The organism is Pseudomonas sp. MWU13-2862 (assembly GCF_023242495.1).
Taxonomy (GTDB): domain Bacteria; phylum Pseudomonadota; class Gammaproteobacteria; order Pseudomonadales; family Pseudomonadaceae; genus Aquipseudomonas; species Aquipseudomonas gingeri_D.
The window spans coordinates 85,417-112,038 of sequence record NZ_JALMEZ010000021.1; the positions used below are offsets into that span (position 1 = coordinate 85,417).

The 26,622-nt window shown below is 58.3% G+C and carries 27 protein-coding genes, 1 tRNA gene and 1 pseudogene; 10 read left to right on the forward strand and 19 right to left on the reverse strand.

The genetic code is table 11. The features are described 5' to 3' along the window. Position 1 precedes the first annotated feature (1 nt). From M5C56_RS29350 to M5C56_RS29365, 4 genes are all read left to right on the forward strand, one after another. Positions 2 to 2,797 carry a toprim domain-containing protein gene (locus M5C56_RS29350; protein ID WP_103497375.1) on the forward strand — a complete coding sequence of 932 codons (2,796 nt, stop codon included), beginning with the start codon at positions 2 to 4 and terminating at the stop codon, positions 2,795 to 2,797. A gap of 15 nt (positions 2,798 to 2,812) precedes the next feature. Next, positions 2,813 to 3,106 (forward strand): hypothetical protein, encoded by a 294-nt coding sequence (locus M5C56_RS29355; protein ID WP_103497376.1) that lies wholly within the window; start codon positions 2,813 to 2,815, stop codon positions 3,104 to 3,106. Positions 3,107 to 3,172: 66 nt separating this feature from the next. Continuing rightward, a complete protein-coding gene (locus M5C56_RS29360) occupies positions 3,173 to 3,421 on the forward strand; it encodes a hypothetical protein (RefSeq protein WP_103497377.1) in 249 nt (82 codons plus the stop codon). A gap of 269 nt (positions 3,422 to 3,690) precedes the next feature. Beyond that, on the forward strand, positions 3,691 to 4,854 hold the full coding sequence (locus M5C56_RS29365) for a DUF3596 domain-containing protein (RefSeq protein WP_103497378.1): 1,164 nt from the start codon (positions 3,691 to 3,693) through the stop codon (positions 4,852 to 4,854). A 240-nt stretch (positions 4,855 to 5,094) separates the two neighbouring features. On the opposite strand, the gene M5C56_RS29370 is transcribed toward M5C56_RS29365, so the two are convergent. The 3 genes from M5C56_RS29370 to M5C56_RS29380 all read right to left on the reverse strand — a co-directional run bounded on the left by M5C56_RS29370 (position 5,095) and on the right by M5C56_RS29380 (position 7,731). Continuing rightward, positions 5,095 to 7,068, reverse strand: a complete 1,974-nt coding sequence (locus M5C56_RS29370) for a hypothetical protein (protein ID WP_103497379.1) — start codon at positions 7,066 to 7,068, stop codon at positions 5,095 to 5,097. Positions 7,069 to 7,220: 152 nt separating this feature from the next. Next, on the reverse strand, positions 7,221 to 7,439 hold the full coding sequence (locus M5C56_RS29375) for a hypothetical protein (protein WP_103497380.1): 219 nt from the start codon (positions 7,437 to 7,439) through the stop codon (positions 7,221 to 7,223). 202 nt (positions 7,440 to 7,641) lie between these two features. After that, positions 7,642 to 7,731, reverse strand: a tRNA-Ser gene (locus M5C56_RS29380). A gap of 320 nt (positions 7,732 to 8,051) precedes the next feature. On the opposite strand from M5C56_RS29380, the gene M5C56_RS29385 reads away from it, so the two are divergent. The 3 genes from M5C56_RS29385 to M5C56_RS29395 all read left to right on the forward strand — a co-directional run bounded on the left by M5C56_RS29385 (position 8,052) and on the right by M5C56_RS29395 (position 11,041). Beyond that, complete coding sequence (locus M5C56_RS29385; protein WP_103497381.1) at positions 8,052 to 8,741, forward strand: crotonase/enoyl-CoA hydratase family protein; 690 nt, start codon at positions 8,052 to 8,054, stop codon at positions 8,739 to 8,741. Between the two features lie 521 nt (positions 8,742 to 9,262). Then, on the forward strand, positions 9,263 to 10,000 hold the full coding sequence (locus M5C56_RS29390) for a 1-acylglycerol-3-phosphate O-acyltransferase (protein ID WP_103499482.1): 738 nt from the start codon (positions 9,263 to 9,265) through the stop codon (positions 9,998 to 10,000). A gap of 69 nt (positions 10,001 to 10,069) precedes the next feature. Beyond that, on the forward strand, positions 10,070 to 11,041 hold the full coding sequence (locus M5C56_RS29395) for a magnesium and cobalt transport protein CorA (protein WP_103499483.1): 972 nt from the start codon (positions 10,070 to 10,072) through the stop codon (positions 11,039 to 11,041). Positions 11,042 to 11,102: 61 nt separating this feature from the next. On the opposite strand, the gene M5C56_RS29400 is transcribed toward M5C56_RS29395, so the two are convergent. Further along, a complete protein-coding gene (locus tag M5C56_RS29400) occupies positions 11,103 to 11,831 on the reverse strand; it encodes an amidotransferase (protein ID WP_103499484.1) in 729 nt (242 codons plus the stop codon). Between the two features lie 628 nt (positions 11,832 to 12,459). On the opposite strand from M5C56_RS29400, the gene M5C56_RS29405 reads away from it, so the two are divergent. Both M5C56_RS29405 and M5C56_RS29410 read left to right on the forward strand, forming a co-directional pair. Then, positions 12,460 to 12,924, forward strand: a complete 465-nt coding sequence (locus M5C56_RS29405) for a rhodanese-like domain-containing protein (protein WP_103499485.1) — start codon at positions 12,460 to 12,462, stop codon at positions 12,922 to 12,924. Then, the gene (locus tag M5C56_RS29410) at positions 12,921 to 13,721 is read left to right on the forward strand and encodes a cytochrome c (protein ID WP_103499486.1); all 801 of its coding nucleotides are present in this window, start codon (positions 12,921 to 12,923) and stop codon (positions 13,719 to 13,721) included. Before M5C56_RS29405 ends, M5C56_RS29410 begins: the two co-directional genes overlap by 4 nt. A 4-nt stretch (positions 13,722 to 13,725) precedes the next feature. Here the strand turns inward: M5C56_RS29410 and M5C56_RS29415 are convergent, their stop codons facing one another. The 11 genes from M5C56_RS29415 to M5C56_RS29465 form a co-directional block, all read right to left on the reverse strand. Then, on the reverse strand, positions 13,726 to 14,538 hold the full coding sequence (locus tag M5C56_RS29415) for a transglutaminase family protein (RefSeq protein WP_103499487.1): 813 nt from the start codon (positions 14,536 to 14,538) through the stop codon (positions 13,726 to 13,728). Next, the gene (locus M5C56_RS29420) at positions 14,535 to 15,485 is read right to left on the reverse strand and encodes an alpha-E domain-containing protein (RefSeq protein WP_100940699.1); all 951 of its coding nucleotides are present in this window, start codon (positions 15,483 to 15,485) and stop codon (positions 14,535 to 14,537) included. Before M5C56_RS29420 ends, M5C56_RS29415 begins: the two co-directional genes overlap by 4 nt. Positions 15,486 to 15,496: 11 nt before the next feature. Then, positions 15,497 to 16,906 carry a circularly permuted type 2 ATP-grasp protein gene (locus M5C56_RS29425; protein ID WP_103499488.1) on the reverse strand — a complete coding sequence of 470 codons (1,410 nt, stop codon included), beginning with the start codon at positions 16,904 to 16,906 and terminating at the stop codon, positions 15,497 to 15,499. Positions 16,907 to 17,191: 285 nt separating this feature from the next. Next, the gene (locus tag M5C56_RS29430; RefSeq protein WP_100940701.1) at positions 17,192 to 17,530 is read right to left on the reverse strand and encodes a ribonuclease E inhibitor RraB; all 339 of its coding nucleotides are present in this window, start codon (positions 17,528 to 17,530) and stop codon (positions 17,192 to 17,194) included. A gap of 200 nt (positions 17,531 to 17,730) precedes the next feature. Next, complete coding sequence (locus M5C56_RS29435; protein ID WP_247263424.1) at positions 17,731 to 17,967, reverse strand: hypothetical protein; 237 nt, start codon at positions 17,965 to 17,967, stop codon at positions 17,731 to 17,733. 220 nt (positions 17,968 to 18,187) lie between these two features. Further along, positions 18,188 to 18,793, reverse strand: a complete 606-nt coding sequence (locus M5C56_RS29440; RefSeq protein ID WP_103499490.1) for an START domain-containing protein — start codon at positions 18,791 to 18,793, stop codon at positions 18,188 to 18,190. 43 nt (positions 18,794 to 18,836) lie between these two features. Beyond that, positions 18,837 to 19,091, reverse strand: a complete 255-nt coding sequence (locus tag M5C56_RS29445; protein WP_103499491.1) for a YkgJ family cysteine cluster protein — start codon at positions 19,089 to 19,091, stop codon at positions 18,837 to 18,839. A gap of 149 nt (positions 19,092 to 19,240) precedes the next feature. Continuing rightward, on the reverse strand, positions 19,241 to 19,756 hold the full coding sequence (locus M5C56_RS29450) for a hypothetical protein (protein ID WP_103499492.1): 516 nt from the start codon (positions 19,754 to 19,756) through the stop codon (positions 19,241 to 19,243). 103 nt (positions 19,757 to 19,859) lie between these two features. After that, entirely contained in the window at positions 19,860 to 21,302 is a 1,443-nt protein-coding gene (locus M5C56_RS29455; protein ID WP_100940706.1) for a PLP-dependent aminotransferase family protein, read from the reverse strand. Between the two features lie 328 nt (positions 21,303 to 21,630). Further along, positions 21,631 to 22,350: an SDR family oxidoreductase gene (locus tag M5C56_RS29460; RefSeq protein ID WP_103499493.1), complete on the reverse strand. Its 720-nt coding sequence runs from the start codon at positions 22,348 to 22,350 to the stop codon at positions 21,631 to 21,633. Positions 22,351 to 22,426: 76 nt separating this feature from the next. Continuing rightward, positions 22,427 to 23,275, reverse strand: a complete 849-nt coding sequence (locus M5C56_RS29465; protein WP_103499494.1) for an SDR family NAD(P)-dependent oxidoreductase — start codon at positions 23,273 to 23,275, stop codon at positions 22,427 to 22,429. Between the two features lie 108 nt (positions 23,276 to 23,383). Between M5C56_RS29465 and M5C56_RS29470 the strand changes: the two genes are divergently transcribed. Continuing rightward, positions 23,384 to 24,262, forward strand: a complete 879-nt coding sequence (locus tag M5C56_RS29470; RefSeq protein ID WP_103499495.1) for a helix-turn-helix transcriptional regulator — start codon at positions 23,384 to 23,386, stop codon at positions 24,260 to 24,262. Positions 24,263 to 24,449: 187 nt separating this feature from the next. Here M5C56_RS29470 and M5C56_RS29475 read toward each other — a convergent pair whose 3' ends face one another. The 4 genes and pseudogenes from M5C56_RS29475 to M5C56_RS29490 all read right to left on the reverse strand — a co-directional run. Continuing rightward, positions 24,450 to 25,265: an OmpA family protein gene (locus M5C56_RS29475; RefSeq protein WP_103499496.1), complete on the reverse strand. Its 816-nt coding sequence runs from the start codon at positions 25,263 to 25,265 to the stop codon at positions 24,450 to 24,452. Next, the gene (locus tag M5C56_RS29480) at positions 25,262 to 25,618 is read right to left on the reverse strand and encodes a DUF4398 domain-containing protein (RefSeq protein ID WP_103499497.1); all 357 of its coding nucleotides are present in this window, start codon (positions 25,616 to 25,618) and stop codon (positions 25,262 to 25,264) included. The genes M5C56_RS29475 and M5C56_RS29480 overlap by 4 nt, the downstream gene beginning before the upstream one ends. Before the next feature lie 10 nt (positions 25,619 to 25,628). Further along, positions 25,629 to 26,450, reverse strand: a complete 822-nt coding sequence (locus M5C56_RS29485; protein WP_103499498.1) for a transporter substrate-binding domain-containing protein — start codon at positions 26,448 to 26,450, stop codon at positions 25,629 to 25,631. A 69-nt stretch (positions 26,451 to 26,519) separates the two neighbouring features. Then, positions 26,520 to 26,622 (reverse strand): annotated as a pseudogene (locus M5C56_RS29490) (electron transfer flavoprotein subunit alpha/FixB family protein); the annotation flags it as partial.

The window sequence follows — 26,622 nt, forward strand, 5'->3', positions numbered from 1 at the left end:
CATGAAAGACGATCTCCGCCACGACGTGCTGCAACGCCTCCAGGATGACTTCGGACTGAAGCACCGTACTGGCACCGACTACATGCGCGGCGGCACCTGCCCCAAGTGCAAGAAAAAAGAGCTGTACTCCAGGTTCGATACGCCGTGGATGGTGATCTGTGGTCGACCTGAAAAGTGCGGCCACACCCTGCACGTAAAAGAGCTTTACGACGATCTGTTTGAAGACTGGAGCAAACGAGCCCCAGCCACCGACCAGCACCCCAATGCCACCGCACGTGCATACCTGGAGTTTGCCCGGGGCTTTCGCTTTGAACTGATCCAAGGCTGGTTCACCCAGGAAAGCTACTACTCCCGTGAACACGACGCCGGCAGCGCCACTGTGCGGTTTGCCCTGGAAAAGGGTGGCTGGTGGGAACGCCTGATCGATCAGCCGCACCGGTTTGGGAAGATGAAGGCCCGCTTCAAGTCCAAGGACAGCTATCGCGGCGTCTGGTGGTGTCCGCCCTGCGTTGACCTGCTTGAGGTCAAGGAAATCTGGATCGTCGAAGGGATCTTCGACGCCATCGCCTTGGTGCACAACGACATCGCGGCCGTATCGGCCATGTCGTCGAATGCATTCCCCGGGGAATCGCTCAAGGCATTGATCGAAGCCCGCGAAGGGAAGCTGCCGAAGTTGGTATGGGCTCTCGATAACGAGCCTGGCGCCCACGCCTACACCAAACGTTGGGCGCGGGACGCTCGCGCCCTGGGCTTCGTCTGCGAGGCGGCGCAGATCCCCCAGCGTGACGGACGTAAAACGGACTGGAACGATCTACATCAACGCTGGGGCTTCATTGAGGACGAGAAAAAGCGCGCCGAACAGATCGCTGCAGACCTCAAACAGGCCCGTCACCAAGGCGCCTTGCTCCTGGCCGAAAGCGCTGCTGAAAAGGCGTTGCTGATGTACGACTGGAACAAGCGCGGAGAATTTCACCTCGGCTTCGGCAGTCGGTTGTACTGGTTCAAGTTGGACCTGGACAAGTACAACCGGGCAATGCAGGACCTTGAAGATAGCGACCAGCACGACGATCAGTTGCTCAATCAGGCGCAACAGCGCGAGAAAGCCCTACAGCAATCCGGTAGCGTGGTGGAGATCGCCAACTGCTACCCACAGGCCCTGTACTTCCAGCGCAACGAGGTGACCGACGAGTCCTGGTACTACCTGCGCGTCGACTTCCCCCACGACTCGGAAAGCGTGAAAAACACCTTCACCAGCGGGCAGTTGTCCGCCGCGAGTGAGTTCAAGAAGCGGCTGCTTGGCATGGCTGCAGGTGCGATGTTCACCGGCAGCGGCCAGCAGCTCGACAAGCTCATGAAGGATCAGTTGTACGGCATCAAAACCGTGTCGACGATCGACTACGTGGGCTACAGCAAGGAGCACGCCTGTTACGTCTACGGCGATATCGCGATCAAGGACGGCACCACCTACAAGGTCAACAGCGAAGACTATTTCGAGTTCGGCAAGCTGCGCCTGAAGACCCTGCAGAAGGGCGTCACCATCAAGCTGCAGCGTGAGGCAAAGGGCTTCGACGAGAAATGGCTGCAGTTGCTGTGGACGTGCTTCGGTGCCCAGGGAGTTGTCGCCCTGGTGTTCTTCTTCGGATCTCTGTTCTGCGAACAGATCCGCGCCCGCTACCAGTCATTCCCCTTTCTAGAGGCCACGGGTGAAGCGGGCTCCGGTAAAACGACCCTGCTCAACCTGCTTTGGAAGCTGCTCGGCCGAGAGGGCTATGAAGGGTTTGACCCGATGAAGTCGACCAAGGCCGGGCGCTCTCGCCTGATGGGTCAGGTTTCCGGCATGCCGGTGGTGTTCCTTGAGGCTGACCGCCATAGCGAAGACCGAGCCCATGCAAAAACCTTCGAATGGGACGAACTGAAAGACTTTTTCGGCGGCGGCACACTGGCCACGAAAGGCGTCAAGACAGCCGGTAACGAGACGTACGAGCCACCGTTTCGCGGAACTATCGCTATCGCCCAGAACGCGGCAGTGGTAGCCCATGAGGCGATCATGACGCGGATCGTGAAACTGCACTTCGTCCGCCCGATCGTTACACCGGAAAGCCGGGCAGCTGCAGATCAGCTCAACGCCCTGGATGGTGACACCCTGAGCCACTTCCTGTTGCGGGCAGTCGGGAAGGAATCCGCGGTGCTCGATCTGTTCGCCCAGCGTATGCCCGAACACGAAGCGAAGCTGCGCCGGCTGCACACCCACTGTTTCGCGTGTGGTACGGCCTACATCAGCGACCAGGGCAACTGCAGCAGCTGTGGTTATGACCTGCGCGGATACATCCGCGTCGAGAGGATCAGCAAGAACCACGCTCAATTGCTCGCGCTGCTGGACAGTCTGTGCCTGGTACTGAAATTGAGTGCACCACAGGTCACAGCCACCCAGCGTCAGATCGTCCGGATGGCCATCGAGCGCCAGTCCTCAATCAGCTCCGACCATGCGGCCGTGGCCGAGTTTTGGGAAGTCTACGACTACCTCGAATCCCTCAGCGAGGACCCGGTGGTCGATCACAGCAGCGACCCAACTGTTATCGCCATCAACCTCAACGAGTTCTGCGAACGCGCTACAGAACACAAGCAGAAGCTGGCCGAGGTGGGCACCTTGCGCGACCTGCTCAAGGAGTCCCGATCACGCAAGTTCCTGGACAGCAATAAGGCAGTACACAGCGCCGTACGCGCCGCGTTCAACAATCGCAACCCATGTTCACAACCCCGGCCGACCACAGTGAAGTGCTGGACATTCAAGGCGTAAAGGAGAGCAAGACCGATGCAAATCCAAGTGTTTATGGGCAATGCCGGCGACGGCAAAACCAGCAAGCTGCAGTCAGTTCAGGACCGTCTGGACTTCGCAGGAGAAAGCGCGCCGATCATCCAGGCCGGAGCTTATGGCGAGGATGGTTTGCTGGGGATCTTGGAAGTCCGGGCAGCAGGTGGCCAACGCGAGATCCTGGTGGATGACTGCAGCAGACAGCAGATTCTGAGAGTTCTGGAATGGCAGTCGTGCGTCGAGCATGAGCCGAGCTTTACCGACCTGGTGATTCATCTGGCGCGTAAGGACTGACGTTAAAAGAAGCAGTGTCGAGGAGTTGCAGCTCCCCGACACCTAACCACAGCAAAGGGCTATACCATGCAAGCACAGAACCTAAGCAGCAGCGGCACGAAGGCTACCACACCGGCACGGCACCTTGTGGCCACCGCGATCATCGGCGCGGCAGTCATTGGCTACCTGGTACACAAAACCCCTGAATCACGAACCCGTCTCGAAAGCCTCAGCCAGATGGCCACCACCTTGGGGGAACTGAGCGAAACGGACGCTGCAGTAGTCGCTCAGTTGCTCGCCAATCCCACAGACCGGGGCGAGTCACGCAATGTCTAACTATCCTGCAGTAACGCGTACACGTCGCTTCCCCTGGAACATTGACTACACCAGCATTTGCGACCAATGCGGTAAGTGGCGCGCCCAGGGCAATCATCTGAAATGCAGCCGGCGGCGCCAGTTGCAGAACGCCCATCTGCGCAACCACGAGCCTAAGCGGTAAGCCGCGTCCACCAGAAGATGCGCTTCCAGATACTTGGCCCGGAAACGGGCCTTTTTGTTTCCGATCGTCAGACTGTCGATACACGAGCACAGTGTTAGGGGTTTACATGAGTGGGGTCGAAGCTCGCGGGAATTCCGTGAGAATCTATTTTCAACACAACGGGGAAAAATGCAGGGAATCAATCCCGGGCGGCAACACGCCGGCCATCGTGGCCCAGGCAAGACGCCTGGTCGACATCATCGAGTATGAGATACAGACCGGCACCTTTGATTACGCTCGGCACTTCCCCAACTCGGCCAAGCTGGTCGAAAACACCTTCGGCCATTACTTGGACCTGTGGTTAAAAATCAAGGCCAACAGCGTGGCGGCGTCGAGCTATCGAGGCTACGCAAACAAGGCAGAGGTCCATGTGCGGCCGCACTGGGGGAAGGTACAGATCAATAAGATCGATCACCTGGACCTGCAGGAGTGGATCCAGGGCACCCTGTCTAAAACACTCAAAAACAAAACCATCCGCGACATCATCAGCAACGTGCGGCAGGTGTTCCGGCTGTATCGCACCAGGATGAAAGTCGCGCACGACCCAACCGAGGGTTTGATGGTGCGTCTGCCAGATCCCGAGGCGCCGGACCCGTTCACTAGGGCGGAAATCAAACAGATCCTCGAAACACCGACCAGCCGTACGCAAGAGCTGTTGATGGTTCAGTTCATGATTTGGGCCGGCCCCCGGGTATCCGAGACCATCGCCCTGGCCTGGGAGGATGTCGACCTGGAGCAAGGCACTGTGACCTTTCGCAGGTCCAAGGTGCGCGGGGCGTACAGGGTGACGAAAACCCGGCGATCGACACGCAAGGTTCGCCTACTCGCACCCGCCTGGGACGCACTGCAGAAGATCGATGCGTTGAATCGGAAAAAGAAAGCGGAAACCGTTGATATCGTCGAGCGTGACAACAAGACGGTGCGCCAACACAAACTGCACTTTGTCTTCTTGAACACTAAAAGCGGCTTGCCGCACGTCAACGACTTCGTCGTACGGGACAGGTTCTTTAAGGCTCACTTGCTCGCGGCTGGCGTTCGCTATCGCGGGCCTGGCCAGTGCCGGCACACGTACGCCAGTCAGTTGCTGACCACCGGTGTAGCGTCGATCGACTGGATAGCTGAACAGATGGGGCATACCAACGGGAACATGATCCGCCAGCATTACGGGACGTGGATCAATGAGGACGGGCCGGATGTCGTCGGGATGCTGCAGTTAGCGTTAAAGCTATAGCAAACCAACCTGCGGGGGGGGACCAGTCCATGGAGTGCCGGTCTCCGTGGATCAATGAAAAGGCCCCCAAGCTTAGACAAAGCGTGGGGGCCTATTTCACATATAAGGCGTTCTATTCATTGGTAGTCAAAGCCGTAACAAGCCATGAGCAGTGTCCGAGGATCTGCCATATACTAACCCCACAGGCGGTTTTCAGTCGCAAAACTCCTCTTATCGGGTTGCAACATAGAAGTATCTTTACTATAGAAAATCTTTCATTTCGATATCCAAGCTAGCTCTTGACTTTATCTTTGCGAGAAGATCATCAATTTTTTCAACATCTAACATGCGTGCCTCTGCTGTTTCGCTAATAGACTCATCATCTAGAGCCGATAAAAACAGCTCTTTTACAGCGATGTTTTCAGAGTATAGATCCTTGACTATTTTGGTTGTTGGATTAATCCACTTCCCTATTGGTATTATTTTTTCTAATCCATCAAAAACATGATCATCCCTATAAGACTTGAGTTGAGCGGGGCATTTTGAGGTTATAGCTTCCCAAGCCAATTCATGTAAGTTTTCATGCTTGTTAGAATATGCAAAAGCAAGAAAAAATCGAACACCATTAAGCGTACCGTTTCTCCATAGAGTAGTACCCAGCTTACCGCTATTATGTACCTCGCCGGAAAGAATATCAATATAGGTTCCGCCTTCCTGCTCTAACGTCTCTGAGTTCCCTTCGAAAGCCCAAAGTCCGATTTTGAAATTATAAACAAATCGACAGGTATTAATGGCATTGACTTGCTCGTTCTCACTGGGACCAAATTTTTTCGCCTCCAGTGCAAATTTTTGAGTTATTACGGACTCAAAAAGCACCGGATTTATATCATTTAAAAATTCGAATACTTTAACAAAAGATGGAGCCAGCGGACTTTCAAATATCTTTTTCAGCAAAGACAGGCTGGACTCGTTAAATATTATGTATTCCGCAGCAAAGTATTCTAATAGTGTTTTATGGAAGAATTTATATTCAGTACCATCTCGTTGCATTAGAGGGACGGCGACAAGCAAATCATCCAAGAAGCTTGATGTGGAACTAGGTATAGCTAAGCTTATCTTGGCCGCATTCTCGATGAAGCTGTCAGCCTCGCTGAGGCTGTTAAATGAGGTCTTCATCCTGAGCATCATGTAGTGACAAAGAGCTCGTAGCAGCTTTCTAAAGTCCTCGAATCCAAGGCCTGATTTTTTGTGCCTAGCGTATCCGTTCTTATTAATTAAGTCGTGCCCTTTGTAAAGAGCGTGATATATCTCGTCATAAAATGTCGATATCTTGTCCGCGATTGAATTATTTACTCCATAGGTCCTATATAGCAACGATACTAAAAGTGGGCTTTCGATAAACTTAGAAGGAACACTAGATATTTCTTTGCCGAGTCTTTCTCCAACATCTAATCCAGAGATTTTATCGTATCTTTTTAATAATGATAATGCTTGCTCTAGAGTAAAAGGTGCAAACCTCAAGGAGGTTGCATTTATCAGGTCCGGGGTTACTTCTTGAGGACGAGTTGTGATAAGTATTGCGTTTTCCCCGCCTTTTACTGATATTTCGTGGAGTTGATTTGCCAGCAAGTGCTGATGATCAATTGGTGTCTCGTCGAAACCGTCGAGTATTACGAAAAATTTACCCAATTTCAAAAGCCGATAAAAAAGCTTTCTGTCAAATTTTTCGTCAGGAAAGTCAAGCTCAGTTGCGAAGTTTTCTGTAATATCTAGCTTCGGATCTAATTTTCTAAGATCGAATAGAATTGGGATTCGATCGGACTTAAATAATAGTCTCGCAACTATAAACTTTGAAAAAGTACTCTTTCCCATTCCAGCGCCATCGACGATGATAATTGGCCTTGACGGAGAAGAAACGAGTTCGTCAGCGGATATTAAATTCTTGGACGTGTCGAAGTGAGAACCTCGCACCATGTAAAGAGGTTCGTACGCTTCATATATATTCAGTTTTAACTGAGGAAACGTAATGGACGTTATCTCTCTTACACGCTCTGAAAGTTTTATTAGATAGCGCTCAACTATTAGAGAGAGCGCATCGCCATCAAGCTTTCCTTTTAATTCTTTTTCAATAGCCCACTTCTTGACTCTCTCGATAGTCGGAGATAATGCTGCATTTATAAGTTCCAGCCCCGGCTTTACTGCTTCACTAACTATTTTTTGATCTAGTGATGACATCGTGACCTCCTTATGCTCGATTTAAGTAATCTGTTAATTATTATTCGCTTCGCCGGTGTACAATATGAAATCGTTGTTTGCCTAGTAGTTGTCGAGCTTCCGTTTAAAGATCATGTCTGCTTCTGGTCGTTTGATGCCAGTCACAGCGACTCCTAGCGCAGCCGTAATCGCATGATCGCCTCTGTAATCGCTTTTGCGTTTGTATCCAGTGTTCCCAGAGCCGCAAGGGCGTTATCGGCAACAGTGTCTGCGCCATCCCCTGAAATCCAATGCGTGATCTCTTCGATTGCCGCACCTAGGGCGTGCTGGTTGTGCAGCAGCAGCGTCAGCGCATCGGCAGTGGCGATATTGGAATCCGAGTTACTTGGCATTTGGATCGTCCTTGAATAAAAGGTCCAGAAGTCTAAATCGTGCCTGCGAGATCAGATTAGCCCACGCATCTTTCCTTGGCTTTTTTCGCACCAAAAAAGCGCATCCGTCCCAAATCTGTCCCATATGGCCATTTTTCGGACGTCAAAAACCACAAACCCCCGACTTTCTCTAGGAAAATCAGGGGTTTGCGTTTACTGAATGTGGCGGTGAAGGAGAGATTCGAACTCTCGATACAGTTTCCTGTATACACACTTTCCAGGCGTGCTCCTTAAGCCACTCGGACACTTCACCGTATCTCGTCAAACCTATTCAGTCTGTCGAGGCGCGCTAATGTAGTCGAAAGCTTTTCCGATGGCAAAGGTTTTTTTCAGAATTTTCATGCGGTTAAGTCGATCAGCCACGCTCCCCCATGCCTCCACCTCGTGGATCAGGGCAAAACCGCCAATCTCCGGCCCGCCGCGTAGCGCTCTATCCTCTCCACAGCAGGCCCGCCGCAAGCCGTCCACCCGGCCCGCAGGCGGAAAAGCCTGACTCACCAGTCAGTCACGGCGCTTTACCTGACCCCGGCGGCTGGGTAACGTCTGCCCCACTTCTATATAAGGAATTGCGTCATGAGTGAATTGATCTCTTACCACCTCGACGACGGTATCGCGACCCTGACCTTGAGCAATGGCAAGGTCAATGCCATTTCCCCGGACGTGATTGCCGCGTTCAACGCTGCCCTGGACCAGGCCACCGCCGACCGCGCCATCGTCATCATCACCGGCCAGCCCGGCATCCTGTCCGGCGGCTATGACCTGAAAGTGATGACCGCCGGTCCCAGGGAAGCCGTGAGCCTGGTAACCGCCGGTTCCACCCTCGCCCGCCGCCTGCTGTCCCACCCCTTCCCGGTGATCGTCGCCTGCCCGGGGCACGCCGTGGCCAAGGGGGCTTTCCTGCTGCTCTCGGCCGACTATCGCATCGGCGTCGAAGGGCCGTTCAGCATCGGCCTGAATGAAGTGCAGATCGGCATGACCATGCACCACGCCGGGATCGAACTGGCCCGCGATCGCCTGCGTCGTTCGGCATTCCACCGCTCGGTGATCAATGGCGAGATGTTCAATCCGCAGGATGCCGTGGATGCCGGGTTCCTCGACAAGGTGGTGGCCGCCGATGCGCTGAAAGGCACCGCACTCGCCGCCGCCCAGGAGCTGAAGAAGATCAATATGACCGCCCACAAGAACACCAAGCTGAAAGTGCGCAAGGCGCTGCTGGAAACCCTGGATAACGCGATCATTCTCGATCAGGAACATATGGGCTAAGCCTCGGGTGTAGGCCTTCAGCGCACAGGCACGCTCAAGGCCGTCAAAAGCTTCGCGGGCAAGCCCTGCTCCTACAGTCTTCCGTCGTTCACCGATTTTGTGTACGGCACAAAACTGTAGGAGCAGGGCTTGCCCGCGAAGAGGCCTTCAAGATCGCCAAAAGCTTCGCGAGCAAGCTCTGCTCCTACAGATTTTTGGTGTATGCAGAGTTTGTGTATGACGACCAACTGTAGGAGCCTGGCTTGCCAGCGAAGAGGCCTTCAAGGCCGCCAAAAGCTTCGCGGGCAAGCCCTGCTCCTACAGGATTGTGGTCGTATCCAGCATGTGTGTTCGGGCGAGGTATCTCTGGAGCGACTCCCCGTTTTGCAAGGCACAACCTCGCAACCGCTCTAGCCCGCACCTGTCGCCAGCAAGCGGAAACATGCGCTAAAACATCGCCATCTCCCGGCTACAGACGGCAATTGCCGAAAACAGTGCACATCCGTACACTGCGCCACCTTTTGTCCGGGCGGGACCTGTAGATGTTGTTTTTGCTGCGTATGTTGTTGATGGGACTGCATTTTGTGCTGGCCGGGGTGCTCGGTGTATTGCTCGGGCTGTGTCGCCCCTTCAATCCGGACAACAGCCGGCTGTGTGCCCGCCTCTATGCCTTGCCTGCGATGTGCATCCTGCGCCTGCGGGTCAAGGCCGAGGTCAGCGCCTTGACGGACAACCCCCACAGCTGTGTGATCGTCGCCAATCATCAATCCAACTATGACCTGTTCGTCTTCGGCAATGTGGTCCCCCGCCGCACCGTGTGCATCGGCAAGAAAAGCCTGAAGTGGGTCCCCCTGTTCGGCCAGCTGTTCTGGCTGGCCGGCAATGTGCTGATAGACCGCGGCAACGCCCACAAAGCCCGGCGTTCCATGCTGACCACCACCGAAACCTTGCAGCACAAGGACACCTCGATCTGGGTCTTCCCGGAAGGCACGCGCAACCTGGGCGAAGAACTGCTGCCGTTCAAGAAAGGCGCGTTCCAGATGGCCATTGCCGCCGGCGTGCCGATCGTGCCGGTGTGTGTCAGCAGCTATATCAAGCACATGCGCCTGAACCGCTGGCGCAGCGGCAAGATCCTGATCCGCTCGCTGCCGGCGATTCCCACCGCCGGGCTGACGCTGGACGATATGCCGATGCTGATCGCCGAATGCCGGGAACAGATGCGCGCCTGCATCGAAGCCATGGATCGACAACTTTTCCCCGAACTCCCACGCGTTTGCTGACTCTGATCAGGCACGGCGGGATAAGCTGCACCCCGCCCCTCCCTCAAAAAAGAAGAAGTGATCAGCACTATGGGTAGAGTCGTTGCCTCGGCGGTTTACAGTGCCGGCAGGAAAGTCCGGGATATCACACTCGATGAAGGCAGTGCCTGGGCGGCCAAGCCCGACCACTTTGTCTGGATCGGCCTCGAAGAGCCCAACGCCCAGGAACTGGCCAACCTGCAAAAGCAGTTCAATCTCCACGAACTGGCCATTGAAGACGCCCTGGAAAAACACAGCCGACCCAAGCTTGAAAGCTTCGGCGATGCACTGTTTATCGTCACCTATTCGCCGGTGCGCCATGAAGGCAAGCTGGAGTTCATCGAAACCCACATCTTTGCCGGCAACGGCTACATCATCACTTGCCGCAACGGCCACTCCAAATCCTACGCCCACGTCCGGCAACGCTGCGAAGCACGGCCGCTGCTGCTGGAGCACGGCGAGGACTTTGTGCTGTATGCCCTGCTCGACTTCGTCACCGAGAGCTATCAGCCCGTCAGCGAAGCCATCCACGCCGAGATCGACGAGCTGGAAAAGAATGTGCTCGGCAGCGCCCTGAACGAAGGCGATATCCAGCGCATCCATCATCTGCGCCGGGACGTGCTGCGCCTGCGCCGCTACGTCGCGCCGATGGTGGAGATCAGCGAGGAGGTGTCGCGCCTGGACTTCCCGTTCATCGACAAGAACATGCGCCCGTATTTCCGCGACGTGCAGATCCATGTCACCCGCCAGATGGAAGACCTGGCGACGCTGCGCGATATCGCCAGCCAGACCATCGAGATCGGCGTGCTGCTGGAGGCGGCGCGTCAGAGCGTGGTACAGCGCAAGTTCGCCGCCTGGGCGGCGATCCTGGCGTTTCCGACGGCAGTGGCCGGGATCTACGGGATGAACTTCCAGAATATGCCGGAGTTGAGCTGGCACTACGGCTACTTTGCCGTTCTGGGGTTCATCTCGGTAGGCTGCGTGACGTTATGGGCCAGCTTCAAGAGATCCGGCTGGCTATAACTCAACGCCGCTGATGGCGCCGCCCAGGCCCCTGAAGGCACCCGTCGACGCCCTCACCGATTCAGGCCGATGCCGCCTCTGGCTTATGCGCCACAAAACGCATCATCCATTCTGCAACAGTGGTGCCGTGGTGCTCGTGCACCAGGCTCGCCACGCCGTTGGAGTAGATCTGCTCGCCAAGAAACTCCTGGCGGATCTCCAGCAGCGCCCGGGAGTAGTCGTGGATAAATTCCGGATGCCCCTGGAAGCACAGCACCTGGTCGTTGATGTGGTACGCGGCAAACGGGCAGAAATCGCTGGAGGCAATCACCGTGGCATTTTCCGGCAGTGCGGTGACCTGGTCCTGGTGGCTGATCAACAAGGTCAGTTCTTCGCGCACCGGGCTCATCCACGGCGCCTTGGCGGCCATCTTGTATTGATGGATGCCCACGCCCCAGCCCTGGGTCGCCCGCTCGGTCTTGCCGCCCAGCAGCAGCGCCAGCAATTGATGACCGAAGCAGATGCCCAGCAGCTTGTCACCACGCTCGTAGCGGTTGAGCAGGTAAACCTTGAGGGTCTGGATCCACGGATCGCTGCCGAAGGAATCGGCCTTGCTGCCGGTCACCAGGTACGCGTCGAAACTCAGCTCGTCACTCGGGTAGTTGCCCTGCATCACATTGTAAATGCTGAACTCGGCCGCGATCGGTTGCCGGGAGAACAGGCGCTCGAACATCTGCCCGTAGCCCTGATATTGATCGACCAGTTCCGGGCGCAGGACATCGGTTTCCAGAATGCAGATGCGTAACGACATAAAAATACCTGACACAAAAAGATAAAGAATGAAACCCGAGCCTGCCTTGAAACCTGCTTTCAAGGCAAGCACAGAACGCGCGCTCGCAAGCTCCGGTTCAGCTTGCCGGCAAACCGACGAAAGGGAGGCCGAACGGCCGTGCCCCTCACACTCGGACGAACGGTAGTCTGCTAAGGGACAGTCGCTTTTCACCCTTGCACGTGTCTAGCAAAAGGCCCGCTAGCCGGCTGGCGAAATGCCTCATGCCTTTTTAAAAAGACTTCCTGATCTAATGATACGAAATGGTTCTAAGCCAAGTGTGACGCGGGCTCTAAGGTTAAGCCTGTAGCGATGGCCGTCGGGTTTTGCCGGGGCATCGCCTACGTCACCTTTAGCATTGTTGTCAGTAGTCGTCGTCAGGAATAACAACAAAAGGCAGTCCGCCATGTTCAAACATTCGAAAATCCGTCAAGCCGGTCTCATCGTCATCGCCACCACCTTACTATTGATCCTGCCGAACCTCACCAAAGTGATCGGCTAGACGCTCTGTGGCGTGTTTCCCGGCAACCCCGCACCGACCTTACGGGTTCACTACCGAAGTGCGGTTTTGTGTGCCAATCTTGAGCCATGACTCGATGGAGGGTGACTCATGCGCTACTGGATCATCATTACCGCGCTGCTCATCAGCTTTTCCGCCCAGGCCGGCATCATCGATGTGAATCGCGCGGTGGACGAAATCCGCGACGGTGCGCTGATTCTCGATCTGCGTAATAACGCCGATTTCGCCGCCGGCAATGTGCACAACTCGCTGCAAGTCGACCTGGCCCTGGAGGACGGCACCGGCAACAACGCCGAGGGCCTGGCCTACCAATTGCGCCAGGTGGTGTTCGATCCCAGCGCCACGGTGGTCATCTATAGCGACACCAACCAGCACGCCCTCGATGCCGAAGACACGCTGATCAAGCATGGCTACCTCGGCATCGTCAACGGCGGTAATTACGAAGAATTGCGCGACGCGATCTTCGACCATGTCGAAGACACCCCGAGCTGGGTCTTCGAAAACGACGACAACACGGCCGACGAGGCCGCACCATCAGGTCCTCCTGCCGAATGAAACCGCTGATACTGCTCACCTCCCTGCTGTTCTGCCCTGCCCTTTACGCCGCGCAACTGGAACTGCCCCAAGGCACCGGCAGCCGGACCTGGCAAACCGAGGAACTGCTGGGCCTGGCCCAGACCATCACCGTCAAGGATGATGTCTCCTACAAGCGCGATATGACCTATCGCGCCGTGCCGATGGCAACATTGCTGCAAGGCATCAAGGCCGACGATCATCTACAGGCGGTGGCGCTGGATGGTTTTGCCGCCGAGATGGGCGCCGCCCCACTGTTGAACCGCCAAGGCGCCCAAGCCTGGCTGGCGGTGGAGGATCCGGCTCAGCCATGGCCGCCACTGGCTGACGGCAAACCGAGTGCCGGGCCGTTTTACCTGGTCTGGACAGACCCGCAGGCCGGCCATATCAGTCCCGAGCAATGGCCCTACCAGATGGCCAGTATCCAACGCCTGGCCCCGGTGGCCGAACGTTTCCCGGCCCTGCGTCCGGACCCGAAGCTGGCGGCCAATGATCCGGTGAACAAGGGCTTTGCCCTGTTCCAGAAAAACTGCATGGCCTGCCATCGACTCAACGGCGCCGGAGACGCACAAGTCGGACCGGACCTGAACGTGCCCTACAACCCCACCGAATATTTCGCCGCGGGCTACCTCAAACGCTATATCCGCGACCCGCAGAGCCTGCGGCACTGGCCACAGGCAAAAATGCCCGCGTTCGCCCCGGCGGTGCTGCCGGACGGCGAACTGGATCAGTTGGTGGCGTACTTGAAACATATGGCCAAGCGCAAACAGCCGCTCTAAGACGTTATTGCTGCTGCACCGACAGGACCGGCAACACCGGCGTCGGTGACACCAGCACCTTGGCGTGCATCTGCTCACAGCCGCCGCCCCGGCGCATGCCACGGACCGGACAAGCATCAAGGTAGTCCAGGCCCACCGCCAGTTTCAGATGGCGCTCGGGCCGGGACAACTGATTGGTCACATCGAAGCTGTACCAGGCGTCGTCCAGCCAGGCTTCGGCCCAGGCGTGACTGGCCAGGTGCTCGCTGTTCTCGCTGTACAGATACCCCGACACATACCGCGCCGGAATCCCCAGGCTGCGTGCGCACGCCAGGAACGCGTGGGTATGGTCCTGGCACACCCCGGCGCGCCGGGCAAAGGCCTGGGCGGCGCTGGTGTCGACTTCGGTGGCACCCGGCGTGTAGGTCATGTGCTGGTTCAGCGCCTGCATCAGGTCGATCAGCGCGCTGCGATCACGCCGCTTGCGGCATTGCTTGTCGGCGAAGCCGCGCAGGGCATCGTCCGGCTCCGTCAAACGGGTCATGCGCAAGAACGGCAAGGCCGACTGGCTCTCGTGTTCGGCCTCGCGCTGCTCGTCGATATCCACCTGGCCCCGGGCGCCGATGATAATGGCTTCATGGGGCTCGTCGAGGGTCAGCACGTGGAGGATATTGCCGAACGGATCGAGCTGCGCCCGCACCGGACGCGGCAGGGTCAGTTGCCAGCTGAGCACGTGCTGGCGCTCGCTGTCGTGGGGGGTCAGACGCAAATACTGGATGCTCGCCCGAACCTGATCCTCGTAGTGATAGGTGGTCTCGTGGCTAATGGAAAGTCTCATGCAGCCTCCAGGTAGGAACTGTGGATGGCGTTGCCCAGTTCGGCAACCAGGGGAATGAACTCGATCAGCCAGGTGTGCAGGCCTTCATCGAGGATTTCATCGATACCGGTGTAGCGCAGTCGCGCGTCCATCTCGGCGGCCAGGCGCTGGGCCGGCCGGCCGTTGATGCCCGGCAGGCTGGCGAGGATCTGGTCGATTTCTTCGGTGCAGGCGCGCAATGAGCGCGGCACATCGGCACGCAACAACAGCAGTTCGGCGACCTGCCGCGCGCCCGGGGCGTCACGGTAGATCTCAGTGTAGGCCTCGAACGACGACAAGGCCCGCAGCAACGCACTCCACTGGTAATAGGCGTGGGCCGTGCCGTCGCTGACCGCGTCAGCCTGGTCGCCGGCCATGTCATAGCGGGCATCCAGCAGGCGCAGGGTGTTGTCGGCCCGTTCGATAAAGGTACCCAGGCGAATGAAACGGAAAGCATCGTTACGCATGATGGTGCCGTAGGACGCCCCACGGAACAGGTGGGAACGTTCCTTGATCCACTCGCAGAAACGACTCATGCCATAACGCCCCAGGCCCTGGTCAGCAATGCCGCGAATCTCCAGCCAGGTGGCGTTGATGTTTTCCCACATGTCCGCGGTAATCCGCCCACGTACCGCATGGGCACTGGCCCGTGCCGCCCGCAGGCAGCTGAAGATGCTCGCCGGGTTGGCCGCGTCCAGGGCGAAGAAGTGCAGCAGCCGGTCGGCATGCAGCTCGCCATGGCGCTCCAGGTAATCGTCCAGGGTACCGGTGATCAACAACGGCATGGCCATTTCATGCAGGCCGTCACCCCGACCGTCCTGCGGCATCAGCGACAACGAATAACTCACGTCGAGCATCCGCGCGAGGTTTTCCACGCGCTCCAGATAACGCGACATCCAATACAAATCCGAGGCAGTTCTACTTAGCATGTCAGGCTTCCTTAATCCTCGACCACCCAAGTGTCCTTGGTGCCGCCGCCCTGGGACGAGTTCACCACCAGGGAGCCTTCGCGCAGTGCGACGCGGGTCAGCCCGCCCGGCACCACGCGGGTCTCGCGACCGGAGAGGACAAATGGACGCAGATCGATATGGCGCGGGGCAATGCCGCTCTCGACAAAGGTCGGGCAGGTCGACAAGGACAACGTCGGCTGGGCGATATAGGCATGGGGCTTGGCCTTGAGCCGGGCACGGAAATTCTCGATTTCCGCGGCGCTCGCCGCCGGCCCCACCAGCATGCCGTAGCCGCCCGAGCCCTGGGTTTCCTTGACCACCAATTCAGGTAGATGCGCCAGCACGTGGGAGAGTTCCTCGGGCTTGCGACATTGCCAGGTCGGCACGTTCTTCAGAATCGGCTCTTCGTCCAGGTAGAAACGGATCATGTCGGTAACGAATGGGTACACCGACTTGTCGTCCGCCACCCCGGTGCCGATGGCATTGGCCAGCACCACATTGCCGGACCGGTAGGACGACAGCAGGCCGGGCACACCGAGCATCGAATCGGGGTTGAAGGCCAGCGGATCGAGGAAGGCGTCGTCGAGGCGGCGATAAATCACATCCACCTGTTTCGGGCCGTCGGTGGTACGCATGAAGACCTTGTCGTCACGCACGAACAGGTCGGCCCCCTCCACCAGTTCCACGCCCATTTCCCGGGCCAGGAACGCGTGCTCGAAGAACGCACTGTTGAAGCGCCCGGGCGTCAGTACCACCACGCTCGGGTTGTCCAGAGGACTGGAGCTTTTCAGTGTGTCGAGCAACAGGTTGGGGTAATGGTCGATGGGCGCGATGCGTTGGGCGGCGAACAGCTCGGGGAACAGGCGCATCATCATCTTGCGGTCTTCGAGCATGTAGCTCACGCCGCTGGGAGTGCGCAGGTTGTCTTCGAGAACGTAGTAGCTGCCGTCGCCATCACGAACCAGGTCGACCCCGGAAATATGCGAGTAGATATCGCGGTGCAGGTTCAGGCCCTGCATGGCCAGTTGGTACTGCTCGTTGGCCAGCACCTGTTCGGCGGGGATGATCCCGGCCTTGATGATTCGTTGTTCGTGGTAGAGGTCGGCGAGAAACATGTTCAGCGCCTTGACCCGCTGGATGCAGCCGCGTTCCACGACACGCCATTCACTGGCGGGAATGCTGCGGGGAATGGTGTCGAACGGAATCAGCCGTTCAGTGCCTTGCTCGTCTCCATAGAGGGTGAAAGTAATCCCGGCGCGATGAAACAGCAGATCGGCCTCACGTCGCCGTTGTGCCAACAACTCCTCGGGAGTGTCGGCCAGCCAACGAGCAAATTCCCGGTAATGCGGGCGGACCTGTCCGCCGGCATCGTACATCTCGTCAAAATAGGTGCGGATCATGCCGTGCTCCTTGTCACCCGGTCACAAGAGCCTTCGCAAGGCCCGTGCCATCGGCATAAACGCTTTAATATCAACAGGTTGGATAATCATCCAACTTGCGCCGCACCATCACTGTGCAGTAAACGCCCCAATGTAATCAGCAGCGCCTCATTGCGAAGCAGGCTTTGCCTATCCACCAGCATAGTCAGAGTTTGTCCGCCTGCGCGGGCGGTCCTTTTTTGTGCGTGATAAACAAAAACGGCCAACCCTTGGGTCAGCCGTTGCTGGTTGAAAGAAGAAGTGCACTCAATTGAGTGCCCGCACCGGGTGCTTGACGCCCCACCCTTCGATCGTACCGCCCAGGGGCTCGACCACCGCCCCGAAGTTCTGCTCGAAGTCACCGATACCGCCATAGGTGGCGTACATCACCTTGCTCAGTTCCAGGTACCAGGCGCCGTCGTCGCGGACACTGACCTGGGCATTCAAGGATTCACCGCGAAACTTGCCTGCCGCCCTGCGCGCCCGCTCCTCGTCCGGGAAAACGGCATAGAACTCGATGGGATGGATGCGTGCGAAATCAAAACCGCCTTCTTTCATGCGGCGCAGCACGTTGCTGCTGATGTCTTCTTGATAGGCTGTGCTCATGAAACGTCCTCCTCAGCAAGCGTTGGATAGACTTTCCGTACTCCCGAACCAGGCACCGAACGGCGCTGGCGATACGACAAACGGGAAACAAGCATGTAGCTGACAAGACCAGACCTATAGCGAATCATTCGCTGATCTCCCTTGCAGAGTAGCGCGATGACATCGCCTCTGCCAGAGGGAATGCAGAGGAAAAAACGCGGTCAGGGTAAAGGCGTGATACTGAGGATCTCGATGCTGTTCTGATCCTTCAGGCTTTTGACTGTCGGGTCCGGGGCACGGCCTTCCAGGTCATTGAGGTCCAGTGTGGCAGGAACCGGCAACAGCTTGGCGCGAATCAATCGCGCGGCCTGTTCCAGGTCCGGTTGGCTGGCGCATTCGAACTGTTCGGTGTCCTGCACGCCATGATCGTCGACGAAGGTAACTGCCCACTTGCTCATCGGTGCCTCCTCGGTAAAGCCCATGGATGGGCTTATAACATCTGGACTGTGGGGCACAGGAGATCGTTCAACCTGCTTTGAGCCGCACAAGCCCTGGAAAACACTGCATAACCTTGTAGGAGCAGGGCTTGCCCGCGAAGAGGCCCTCAAGACCACTAAAAACTTCGCCGACAAGCCAGGTTCACAAGGTCCGTGAATATTCCGACAAGGTTTCAGCCCCTCACTTCTCGGCGCGTTCCTTCAGGGCCTTGAGGGTATTGAACGGCGCATCGACCACAAACTTGTTGGCCAGCCACGATGGCACGCTGCCGCCCGGCTCGGTATGCACCTGGTAGGTCACTTCGGTCATGCCGCCGTCCTTGGGCACCAGCTTCCAGAAGCCTTCGACCTGGGCGACACGGACATAACCTTTCTCTTCCGGCAGGTAGGTCGGCACTTCCTTGAGCGTGCGGGTCAGGCTGCCGTCAGCGCCCTTGGTGGTGGTGATCTGCAAGATCGAGTCACGATCGGTGACCGGGAACGGTGCCTTGAACTGGGTGTAGGTCCAGCTCAGGTCACCGTCCTTCTTCAGCAGCTTCTGCGACTTGCACTCGTGAATCCAGGCACAGGCGCCGACCACGTCTTCCTGCAGCGCCTGGATCTTCGCCACGGGCGCCTTGATCAGGGTCACGCCACGGTAGGCCTTGTACTGGGAGTTGGCCACTTCACTCAGGGAAACCTTGATGCCGTCCTGATCCTTGGCCGTTTCCCAGTTTTCCGCGTAGGCAGTACCGCTCAACAAGACAGTCAAACCACAAACCACAGCCATTCGATGCAGCGAACTCATTGTTTTATTCCTTATTGTTGAAGTTCCGGTCATTGAACACACCTTAAGCCGCTGTCATTTGCTCCCACCAGCCGATCAAGCGGATAGCCTCTTCACTGCTGCTACCGCACACCTCGGGATCGGCCTGGAAAGCCCCGCACACAGAGGGCCGTTCAGGCTTGCCAAACAGGCCGCACAGACCTTCGACCGAGAGTTGCACGCAACGTTCTCCCGCCGGCTTGCCGTTGGGCATACCCGGAATCGGTGTACTGATGGAAGGGGCGATGCAACAAGCGCCACAGCCCTCACGGCACTTCATGACGACAAGCTCCTGACAAGGGAAACGGTGTGTGGAAGACAGAGTAACCGCTAAAACGGCTGTTTAAAATTGGTCGCATAATTGTTTTTCACCGATAAGCCCCATGACCGGGCAGTCACCGACGAAGCGTTGTGCAGGGAGAGGCCGTTTTACTGTTTGAATTCAAAATCCAGGGCCGCACCGTCGACTTCCTTGCGGTTTTCGTTACGCAGCTGCAGGTCCATCTCATTCTTGAGCAAGCGCCCGTTGAGCTGGAAAGGTGTCTGTTCAGGCGTTTTTTCGAATAGCTGCGGTAACAACGGCCGACTTTTCGACAACGGCACTGCGCCCACCGGTTCAAGACGCTTGACCATCTCCTGGGGCAGACTCAGATCCAGCTGGGCCGGTGGCAGCTTGGTGTTCAGCGCGTCACTGGCCGGCACGGCCTTGGCGGCAATCGGTGCACGTCGCTTGGCCTTGCCCGGCTGAGCCTTCCGGGTTGTTGCCCGTTTACTCGGCAGCGGCTTTTTCTTCACCAGCTTGACGCTGCTGGCCGGGGTCCCGAGCGGCTTCTCCGTCGTCGCGGGCACGCTGCTGGCCTGGGCCTGTGCCGTCACAGCCCCCCCGGCGCCCATGCCTGTCAGCAGGATCATCAACAGCAAACGAATGGAAAAAGTCGCTTTCATAGGCTCTACGACGTGGACGACAGAGGGCGCATATGCTCGCCTGTTGAACGCCTCCTGACAAGCAGGCGATCATCCAGGGCCGTCCATTCCTGTAGCCATCCCGTTACAAAAGCCCCGCCGCGGTCTCCTGGCACAGCTGGCTGGCCAGCATGCCGAGGGTCATCAATGCCCGTTCGGCCTCGCGGTTCCAGGGGATCCCGCAGTTGAGCCGGATACAGTGGTTGAATTGCTCGGTGTTACTGAAGATCAACCCCGGGGCGATACTGATGCCCTGCTGCAGCGCCCGCACATGCAACTCCTGGGTGTTGACCCGTCCGGGCAGGCTGACCCACAGAATGAAGCCGCCGGTGGGCCGGGTCATCTGCGTCCCTTCCGGGAAGAACTGCTGAACCGCCAATTGAAAGGCACTCAGGTTCTTCCGGTACTCCTGGCGGATATAACGCAGGTGTCGGTCATAGCCGCCGTTCTCCAGGTAGGCCGCCACCGCCATCTGCGTCACGCTGCACGCCGAGTGGGTACTGAAGGTCTGCAAGCGCTGGATTTCCTGCTGGAACTTGCCGGCGATCATCCAGCCGATGCGCACGCCGGGGGACAGGGTCTTGGAAAAGCTCGAACAGTAGATCACCCGGTCCAGTCGGTCATAGGCCTTGAGAGCCTTGGTCCGGCCGACTTCGAACATCAGTTCGCCATAGATATCGTCTTCGACGATCTGGATATCGAAGTCCGAGGCCAGGCGCAGCAACTGTTTCTGCCGCTCTTCCGGCATGGTCCCACCCAATGGATTGCTCAGGCGGGTAGTCAGGACCAGGGCCTTGATCGACCATTGGTTGGCCGCCAGTTGCAGGGCCTCCAGGCTCATGCCGGTGGACGGGTCGCTGGGAATCTCGATGACTTTCAGGCCCAGCAGATCGGCCAGTTGCAGCAGACCGTAATAGGTCGGCGATTCGGCGGCGATCAGGTCGCCCGGCCGGGTCAGCACCCGCAACGACATTTGCAGGGCGTCCACACAACCGTGGGTGATCACCACTTCCGAAGGGTCGATCACCACCCCGGCATCGCGCATGCGAATCGCCACCTGGCGGCGCAAGGGTTCGAAACCGGGACTGAACATATAGCTGAAGGCCCGCGGGCTGTGGAAGCGCGTGACCTTGGCCAATTGCTGGTGCAGGGCGCGCACCGGCAGGTAATCCACCGACGGCACCGCCGCACCGAAGGGAAACACCCCTTCACGACGGGACTCGACCAGCACCTGCTGGATGATGCTGCTGCGGGTGACCAGCCCTGGTCGCTCGACCCGGGCGATGTCCGGCGTAGGCGCGGTCAGGGCCGGGGTCTGGTGGACGTAGTAGCCCGATTGCGGACGCGCGCGGATCAGCCCCTGGTCTTCCAGGTTGGCATAGGCCTGCAGCACCGTGGCGTGGCTGACATTGAGCTGCGAGCTCATCTTGCGCACCGACGGCACCCGCTCACCCGGCTGATAGACGCCCCGCCGGATATCCTCGGCGAGCTGCTGCGCAATACGTTGGTAGAGCAATAGGTTGGTCATGAAGCGGCACTCGGTTTCAACGGCATTTTTATTCTTGGAAGCAACGATACCGGAACAGTTCAAAAGTGTACTGGCACAGTTTCTACAATAGTCGACAATACAGTGACAAGAGAAGTAAAACTGTACGGGCATCTGCATTGCGGTCTGCAAGCCATTGAACGTGTTCTGCCAACGCGGGTGCTCGTCCTGGTAAATCTGATTACCGCTTACGATTGCGGCGTACTGCCCCGGGTACGCCGCGCGAACTGCTGACCCCTGCTCTGCACCTGAAATGCCAGCCCCTGTGCTAGCGTGATGAAGCGCGACGCTAGCGTCCGGGCCGCATGCGTTAGCTGCCTAAGCGCAACCCACCATCACAAGTGATGATGTCCCCGCTGATGAAACTATTGGAGATGAGGAAAGCGATGGCCTGCCCAACGTCTTGCGGTTGCCCCACGCGCCCGACGGGCGTCTTGGCGGCATAGTCGGCAAAAACGGGAGCTTTCTGCTCGTCCGTCAGGAAATCCCACCAGGGCGTGTCGATCACACCAGGAGAAACTCCATTGACCCGCAGAGGACGCAACTCCGCGGCGAGGATAGGGACCAGTGCGGCAACCGCTGCGTTAGCTGCGCCGATCCCGGCTGTCCCAGGCATGGCGGACTGAGCGGTCACCGCCGAGATGAAGGTGATACTGCCGTCCTTGCGCAACGAGGGGAGCGCAGCCTGTGCCGTGGCAAAGTGAGGGAAAACCTTTTCCTCGAAACCTTGCCGCACTTCGTCGAGGCTGACAGATGCGAATGGTCCGGCCCCTTTGCCGCTGCCAAGCGACAGTACGAGGTGATCGAATGCGCCGATGCCCGCGAAGGCATCGGCTAGGCTGCCCGTGTCAGCGGCATCAAGAACGAGGACGGTAAGATCACCGCCCAATTCAGTCTTCGCCACTTGCAATCGCTGTTCGGTACGGCCTGTGATCGTGACTTTGTGGCCCAGGGCAAGAAGCTGGCGAGCGGTCGCAAAACCAATACCGGTCGATCCTCCGATGATGACTGTGTGTTGTTGAATTGACATGATTTTTCCTTTTCTAATGGTTGAGAGATGAAATGCGTGACGACGGTGGGTCAGACCGGTTGCCTGACTGAAGTCGTTATGCGCCGCTTGATGTGCCGGGATGGGCTTTCGGCAAGCCGACAAGTTCGAGACTGATCGACCGCAGGCGCTCACGCGCGGCAGCGTCATAGACTTGTGGGTTGGCCCGTCGTGGCTGAAGTCCAGCGAAATACAGACCGCTCACTCCTTCCGTCTCGCCGGCAACAGCAAGATGGAGGATTGCATTGGCCCCTTCGTCAACGGTGCTGATCGGTGCGATACCGTCTTTGCGCACCATGGCGGTATCCATGTAGGTCGCCGGATGCAGGCTGTTTGCCGCGACCCCAGATCCGTCCAGTTCACGGGCAAGATCGAAGGTGAACATGATCTGCGCGAGCTTGCTCTGGCAGTAGGCTCGCGCACCGCTGTAGCCATTCGTCAGCATGATGTCGGCGAAATCGATGGACTGCTGGCCCACCGATGCAACATTGACGATTCTGGCGGGTTGGCTCTTTTGCAAAAGCGGCAGTAGAAGGCGCGTTAGCAAGAAGCCGGAAAGATAGTTCACGGCAAAACGCAACTCGTAGCCATCCCGACTTACCTCCCGCGACGAACCGGGACCGCCAACGCCGATTCCAGCATTGTTGATAAGTACGTCAAGACGGCCATGGTCACGTTGAATGGCTTCTGCCAGTGCACGCACCTGTGATCGCGAAGAAAAATCGGCCGGATAGAAAGTTCCGCTGCCGCCTAAATTGCGGATCTCTGTCAGCAGACCCTCGGCCCGCAATCGGTCGCGGCCATGGATCAATACGGTCGCACCTGACTTTGCGAGCCGTTGGGCAACCCGACGCCCGACGCCATCCGTAGATCCTGTAATCAATATCGTCTTTTCTTTTAGCTCCATGCTGCCAACCTCTATTGAACTTAATAGCGTTGCTGGCATTGTTCCCCGATCCCGATACCACAAACAGTTCCCGACCTATCATGGTATCGATACTGCTATGCTGAGGAGATGAGCGATCTTCCGACCACCTCTGAAATTCGTCGCCGCGAGTTCGGAGCCTTCCTGCGTTCCCGCCGCGAAAAGCTGACGCCTGCCAACGTCGGGCTGGCTGAAGGATTCCGCCGGCGAACACCAGGGCTGCGGCGCGAAGAGGTTGCATTGCTCGCGGGCGTAGGAACCACTTGGTATACGTGGCTCGAACAGGGACGTGATGTGCATCCCTCGGTTGAAGTGCTATCGGCACTTGCCGACGCGCTCAAGCTCGATCCCGCCGAACGGAGGCATCTTTTCGTCCTGAACAACCGGCCGCCGCCGGAGGCCGCCTTGACAGGTCCCGAACGGGTCGAGGAGCCGTTGCGACGGATGCTCGATAGCCTGACGGGGCAACCTGCCTATGTATTGGGCCGTCGCTGGGACGTGCTCGCCTGGAACCGTGCGGCCGAGGTACTGTTTGGCGACTATGGCAAGCTTCAAGGCGACGAGCGCAACATCATGCATCTCGTCTTTGCCAACGGGGCGCACCGTCGTTTGCTGGTCGATTGGGACAAACTCGCACCGGCGGCGCTGGCCATGTTCCGTGCCGACAGTGCCCGTTATGCCGGCGATCCCGAGTTCGAGCGGTTGATTGCCACGCTGATGAAAGCCAGCCGCGAGTTCCGAGACTGGTGGCCCAGGCACGACGTGCAGCGGCCCTTTACCGGACACAAGCGCATCAAGCACCCGGTGGGCGGTCGCATGACGTTTGAATACACCAGCCTGGTCGTTTCCGATCAGCCAGACATGAAACTCATCGTGTACACGCCACTCGACGAGGCGAAGACGGCCGTGAAACTGGCTGACTTGCTTCAGACGCCATCTCGGAGCAATAGGAATGCAAGGGTTGAGTAGCCAATGCCCCTTGCCTCTGGCTAACACTTCCCCTTGCCGGGCGTGTAGAGGACGTTCGCCTCCAAGCCACCAGCGAGGCCACCACAGCCAAGCGGGTTGCGCTTGCGCGCAACGCGCCATGCCTGGCGCACAATAAAAAACCCGGCGTTTTTGTGGACGCCGGGTTTTCGGGGGAAGCGTCCCGCCGTCAGCGCGCCGCGCCCAGCTGGCCTTTCTCATCGGAAAAGACAATCTCGACCCGACGATTCTGCGCCCGTCCACGCTCGGTGGCGTTCACATCCACCGGGTACTGGTCGCCATAACCTTCAACCTGGATGCGCTTCTCGTCGATCCCCAGGTCCACCAGCATATCGGCCACCGACTGCGCGCGCTCGCGGGACAGTTTCAGGTTGCCGTCGGCATCGCCGGTGCTGTCGGTATAACCCTCGATACGCACAACGCGCCGTGGGTTGAGCTGGAGAAACTGCACCAGCTTGAGCACCGTGCGGTTGGCCGAGTTCTTCAGTTCCGCCTCACCGGTGTCGAACAGCACATCGCCGAGGGTCATCACCAGACCGCGATCCTTCTGGTTACTGGTCAGGCTGGCGATCTGCTCTTCTACCCACTTGCCCTGCTGCTGCACGCTGAGCAATTTGCTTTCGCGCAACGCCAGTTGCAGGCGCTGACGCTCCAGTTCCAGCTTGGCCGCCCGCTCCTGGTTCAACGCGGTTTCGGTGTGTTCACGGGCAATGTCGGCGTAGCGCTCACTCAGGTAGGCGTAGTGTTCGACATCACCGGCGCTGCCCAGATAGCCGGACAGGCGCTCGGCCCGGGACAGGGATTCACCGGCACGGATCACGTCCTTGGGCGCGTAACGCAGCACATTGGCGTCTTCCTTGACCTTCTGGAAGCTCGCCGACGCCGCCTGCAAGGCCGCCTCGCTGTCGTTCTGGCCGGCGCAACCGTACAAACCGACACAGGCCAGCAACAACAGGCCGCCCACCCTTGCGCTCGAATAGATCATTGAGCCGCCTCCAGTTGCTTGTGCAGACGCGTGATGCGGGTGTTGAGCAGCGTGACCTGCTCCTGGCTCTTCTCGGTCAGGACCTTGGCTTCGGCCAGGCGTGCATCCAGCTCGGCCTGTTCAGACTTGCGCCGGGCACCACGGAAAGCATCCTCGAGCATATTGGCCTTGGCACGGCGGAACTTGTCCTCGGCCATTTTCAGCTCAGGGACATCGTTGGCGTTGGCCCCGACGGCATGGGCCTGCGCGATGGCGCGCTCGGTCAGGCGCATCTGCTCGTTCGGCGCCGGGTCGGTGGCACAACCCGCCAGCGCCAGCACGGCCAGGGCCGCAAATAGAGGTCGAATACTCACAAAAAAATCCCTACGGTTTTGGGGCGCTGACCGGTTGCAACTGCGCCTTCCAACGCTCCAGATTGCGCTGCAGCGCGGCTTCGGTCAGGCCGGAGGCGGGCAATTCTGTCATCTTTTTCGCCAACTGTCCGCGCAACCAGGGATCATTGCAGGCCGAGTTGTGGGAAACGGCGAGAAACAGACCGGGCTGGTCGACCGGTTGCGGATAGGCCTTGAGGTCGTTGGCCATGCCCAGGGCCTGGGTCGTGACCATGCCGGCATAACGCCCGGCCAGCACGTAGTCGACCTCGCCCAGCAGCAGCTTATGGAAAGCCGGGGTCAAGGCCGGCGTACGTTGGAGGGTCAGGCGCTCCTTGCTGAAAGTGCTGAACGGCTGGGTCAGCCGGGCCTTTTCCGAGATCGCCCCGGTGTGCCCGCGCAAGTCCTCGGCGCTGCTGTAGAGCAGCGGCGAATCCTTGCGGGTCCAGACCAGGAAGTCGTTGCGCACCAGCGCCGGGTGGACGTAGTCCAGCGAATCCAGCTCATCGAGGGCGATGGGCGCATCCACCAGCAGATCCATACGCCCACTGCGCACCTCTTCCTGGGCCTGGGCACGTTTGCCGCCGTAAAGCACCTCGACCTTGAGCCCCAACTCCCCCGCCACCTGGCGCAGCAGATCGGCACTGGCGCCGATCAGGTGCACCGGGTCCTGCGGATCGCGCCACAGGTACGGCGGCGAATCCGGGCTGCCGGTGACGATCAGGCGCTCGCATTTGCCCAGTGCCTGGGCCTGCGGGGCCAATACGGGCAAGCCCAGCAGCAGTGACAGCGCAACGGCGCGAAGCCTGTCCATGAAGTGAATCTCCCTTGCAAAAAAAACCCGGCCAAAAGGCCGGGTTCTTTTATAAGCCAAGCCGCTGGATCAGACCAGCTTCTCGAACTCGGGTACGGCTTCGAACAGGTCCGCCACCAGGCCGTAATCGGCGACCTGGAAGATCGGTGCGTCTTCGTCCTTGTTGATCGCG

Excerpts from the sequence above, each read along its gene's own strand:
- M5C56_RS29350 (WP_103497375.1), top strand. The coding sequence starts at position 2 with ATGAAAGACGATCTCCGCCACGACGTGCTGCAACGCCTCCAGGATGAC.
- M5C56_RS29355 (WP_103497376.1), top strand. The coding sequence starts at position 2,813 with ATGCAAATCCAAGTGTTTATGGGCAATGCCGGCGACGGCAAAACCAGC.
- M5C56_RS29360 (WP_103497377.1), top strand. The coding sequence starts at position 3,173 with ATGCAAGCACAGAACCTAAGCAGCAGCGGCACGAAGGCTACCACACCG.
- M5C56_RS29365 (WP_103497378.1), top strand. The coding sequence starts at position 3,691 with ATGAGTGGGGTCGAAGCTCGCGGGAATTCCGTGAGAATCTATTTTCAA.
- M5C56_RS29370 (WP_103497379.1), bottom strand. The coding sequence starts at position 7,068 with ATGTCATCACTAGATCAAAAAATAGTTAGTGAAGCAGTAAAGCCGGGG.
- M5C56_RS29375 (WP_103497380.1), bottom strand. The coding sequence starts at position 7,439 with ATGCCAAGTAACTCGGATTCCAATATCGCCACTGCCGATGCGCTGACG.
- M5C56_RS29385 (WP_103497381.1), top strand. The coding sequence starts at position 8,052 with ATGAGTGAATTGATCTCTTACCACCTCGACGACGGTATCGCGACCCTG.
- M5C56_RS29390 (WP_103499482.1), top strand. The coding sequence starts at position 9,263 with ATGTTGTTTTTGCTGCGTATGTTGTTGATGGGACTGCATTTTGTGCTG.
- M5C56_RS29395 (WP_103499483.1), top strand. The coding sequence starts at position 10,070 with ATGGGTAGAGTCGTTGCCTCGGCGGTTTACAGTGCCGGCAGGAAAGTC.
- M5C56_RS29400 (WP_103499484.1), bottom strand. The coding sequence starts at position 11,831 with ATGTCGTTACGCATCTGCATTCTGGAAACCGATGTCCTGCGCCCGGAA.
- M5C56_RS29405 (WP_103499485.1), top strand. The coding sequence starts at position 12,460 with ATGCGCTACTGGATCATCATTACCGCGCTGCTCATCAGCTTTTCCGCC.
- M5C56_RS29410 (WP_103499486.1), top strand. The coding sequence starts at position 12,921 with ATGAAACCGCTGATACTGCTCACCTCCCTGCTGTTCTGCCCTGCCCTT.
- M5C56_RS29415 (WP_103499487.1), bottom strand. The coding sequence starts at position 14,538 with ATGAGACTTTCCATTAGCCACGAGACCACCTATCACTACGAGGATCAG.
- M5C56_RS29420 (WP_100940699.1), bottom strand. The coding sequence starts at position 15,485 with ATGCTAAGTAGAACTGCCTCGGATTTGTATTGGATGTCGCGTTATCTG.
- M5C56_RS29425 (WP_103499488.1), bottom strand. The coding sequence starts at position 16,906 with ATGATCCGCACCTATTTTGACGAGATGTACGATGCCGGCGGACAGGTC.
- M5C56_RS29430 (WP_100940701.1), bottom strand. The coding sequence starts at position 17,530 with ATGAGCACAGCCTATCAAGAAGACATCAGCAGCAACGTGCTGCGCCGC.
- M5C56_RS29435 (WP_247263424.1), bottom strand. The coding sequence starts at position 17,967 with ATGAGCAAGTGGGCAGTTACCTTCGTCGACGATCATGGCGTGCAGGAC.
- M5C56_RS29440 (WP_103499490.1), bottom strand. The coding sequence starts at position 18,793 with ATGAGTTCGCTGCATCGAATGGCTGTGGTTTGTGGTTTGACTGTCTTG.
- M5C56_RS29445 (WP_103499491.1), bottom strand. The coding sequence starts at position 19,091 with ATGAAGTGCCGTGAGGGCTGTGGCGCTTGTTGCATCGCCCCTTCCATC.
- M5C56_RS29450 (WP_103499492.1), bottom strand. The coding sequence starts at position 19,756 with ATGAAAGCGACTTTTTCCATTCGTTTGCTGTTGATGATCCTGCTGACA.
- M5C56_RS29455 (WP_100940706.1), bottom strand. The coding sequence starts at position 21,302 with ATGACCAACCTATTGCTCTACCAACGTATTGCGCAGCAGCTCGCCGAG.
- M5C56_RS29460 (WP_103499493.1), bottom strand. The coding sequence starts at position 22,350 with ATGTCAATTCAACAACACACAGTCATCATCGGAGGATCGACCGGTATT.
- M5C56_RS29465 (WP_103499494.1), bottom strand. The coding sequence starts at position 23,275 with ATGGAGCTAAAAGAAAAGACGATATTGATTACAGGATCTACGGATGGC.
- M5C56_RS29470 (WP_103499495.1), top strand. The coding sequence starts at position 23,384 with ATGAGCGATCTTCCGACCACCTCTGAAATTCGTCGCCGCGAGTTCGGA.
- M5C56_RS29475 (WP_103499496.1), bottom strand. The coding sequence starts at position 25,265 with ATGATCTATTCGAGCGCAAGGGTGGGCGGCCTGTTGTTGCTGGCCTGT.
- M5C56_RS29485 (WP_103499498.1), bottom strand. The coding sequence starts at position 26,450 with ATGGACAGGCTTCGCGCCGTTGCGCTGTCACTGCTGCTGGGCTTGCCC.